Origin of the sequence: Rhodoplanes roseus (assembly GCF_003258865.1) — a bacterium.
In the GTDB taxonomy this organism is placed as follows: domain Bacteria; phylum Pseudomonadota; class Alphaproteobacteria; order Rhizobiales; family Xanthobacteraceae; genus Rhodoplanes; species Rhodoplanes roseus.
The window spans coordinates 1-2,247 of the sequence record NZ_NPEX01000506.1 but is presented as its reverse complement, the minus strand read 5'-3'; the positions used below and the strand labels follow the sequence as shown (position 1 = coordinate 2,247).

Here is a 2,247-nt window from a genome sequence, read left to right as displayed (position 1 = left end):
CACGGCCGTGCGGTCGTCCGCCACCAGCCGGGCGAAGCCGCCCGCCGCCGCCACCGCGTCGAGGAGCCGCAGGGCGAGCCGCGACTTTCCCGATCCCGACGCCCCGCGGATCAGCACGGCCCGCGCCCCGACCAGCACCGTGGAGGCGTGCAGGGTGGGGGTCATGGGTGGCGGCCGTGATCGGAGGGTTTGGGAGACGCTCCGCGCCGCAGCCCGCTCCCGGTCGGGGAGGGGGGTAGGCCGCGAACGCCGAGCCCGGGGCTCGCCCCCCTCCCTGTCCCTCCCCCGCAAGGGGGGAGGGAACCCAGGAGGCGAGAGGCCACGGGATCAGGTCCGATCCGAGGAGCAGCGGTACGCTCGGGCCTGCCCACGGCTCACATCGCCGGCAGGCGGACGACGAAGCGGGCGCCGAGGACCAGGGGGGTGCCGGTGTCGGGGTCGATCTCCTGGCCGAGGCGGTTCTCGGCCCAGATGCGGCCGGCATGGGCCTCGACGATCTGCTTGGAGATCGACAGGCCGAGGCCGGAGTTCTGGCCGAACCCCTGGTCGGGGCGGTCCGTGTAGAAGCGCTGGAAGATCTTGTCGAGCGCGTCGGGGCCGATGCCGGGCCCGTCGTCGTCGACCGTGATCTCCAGCTCCTTGTCGCGGCGCCGGCAGGTCACCCGCACGGTGCCGCCCTCCGGCGAGAAGGAGCGGGCATTGTCGATCAGGTTGTGCACCACCTGGCCGAGGCGGGAATCGTTGCCGGAGATCTGGAAGCTGCGCGGTCCGCCGCCCTCGAAGGCGAGCGACACGCGCACGCCGTTGACGCCCTTGCCGCGCTTCACCTCGTTGGCCACCGCCACCACGGTGGTGAGCAGGCGACGCAGATCCACGGTCGCCGAGTCGTTCCTCTGCAGCTCGGCGTCGAGCCGGCTGGCGTCGGAGATGTCGGAGATCAGCCGGTCGAGCCGCTTGACGTCGTGCTCGATGACGGCCAGCAGCCGCGCCTGGCTCTCCGGCGACTTCGCCCGCGGCAGCGTCTCGACGGCGCTGCGCAGCGAGGTCAGCGGGTTCTTCAGCTCGTGCGCCACGTCGGCCGCGAAGCTCTCGATCGCCTCGATGCGGCTGTAGAGCGCATTGGTCATGTCGCGCAGCGCGCCGGAGAGATGGCCGATCTCGTCGCGGCGCCCGGTGAAGTCCGGGATCTCGACCCGCGACTTGATGCGCCGCCGGACCCGCTCGGCGCCGTCGGCGAGGCGGCGCACCGGGCCCGCGATGGTGCCGGCCAACAGCAGCGACAGCACGAACATGATGCTGGCGGCGATCAGCGACACTTTCAGGATCGCCAGCCGCTCGGCCTCGACGATCTGGTCGATGTCGCCGCCCTGGGTCGACAGCAGCAGCGCGCCGCGCACCACGCGGGAGCGCTGGATCGGGATCGCCACCGAGACGATCGCGTTGCCGCGATCGTCGATGCGCACGAAGCTCGCCTTCTGGCCGGCCAGCGCCTGGGCGATCTCCGGATAGGCCTTGCCGTTCTCCTCGGGGCCGAGCTCGCGGTAGCGCGGAAGGTCGCCGCGGCCGAGCCAGCGCCGCACCTCGCCGACGGTGCGGCCAATCGCGCCGGGCTTCTCGGCGGCCGGCGGCGGCAGGTCGTAGCGCAGCACGTCGCCGCGGCCCAGGAAGGTGCGGCTGTCCATGAACAGCGTGCCCTCGCGGTCGTAGATGCGGGCGCGCGTGTTGGTTGGGGTGACGAGGCGGCGCAGCAGCGGCGCCACCTGCTCGGGATTGAGCGGAAACTCGTAGCCGAACAGCACGTCGTCGGAGGGGCCGTAGCTCTCGCCGGCCTGCAGCTCGAGCAGCCGCTGCGGATCGATCGTGATGGTGTCGGTGTCGACCGTCGCCGACGACGCGATGGCGCCCGAGATGATCTCGCCCTGCACCAGCAGGCTGTGCACCCGCGCGTCGATCAGGCCGGCGCGGAACTGGGTGAGATAGAGGATGCCGACCACGAGCGCCAGCAGGCCGGCGACGTTGAGGAAGACGATGCGCCGCGTCAGGCTGGAGAAGGTCAGCGCCGTGAACAGCTTCCAGGCCGGCTGCATGGCGCGGTTGAGCCGGTCGAGGCGCAGCACCCGGGCCACCGGGGCGCCGACGGCGCCGAGGAACGCCATGTTGCGGCGATGCGCCGCGATCAGGAGAAACACCGCGAGCGCGCCGAGGACCATGGAGCGGTCGGTCGAAAGCCCTCCGAGGCTGCGCATC

The 2,247-nt window shown here is 72.1% G+C and carries 1 protein-coding gene; it reads right to left on the bottom strand.

The annotated features are described in order from the left end of the window. Window positions 1-374: 374 nt before the first annotated feature. Window positions 375-2,087 (bottom strand): sensor histidine kinase, encoded by a 1,713-nt coding sequence (locus tag CH341_RS30765; protein WP_245431330.1) that lies wholly within the window; start codon window positions 2,085-2,087, stop codon window positions 375-377. Window positions 2,088-2,247 lie beyond the last annotated feature (160 nt).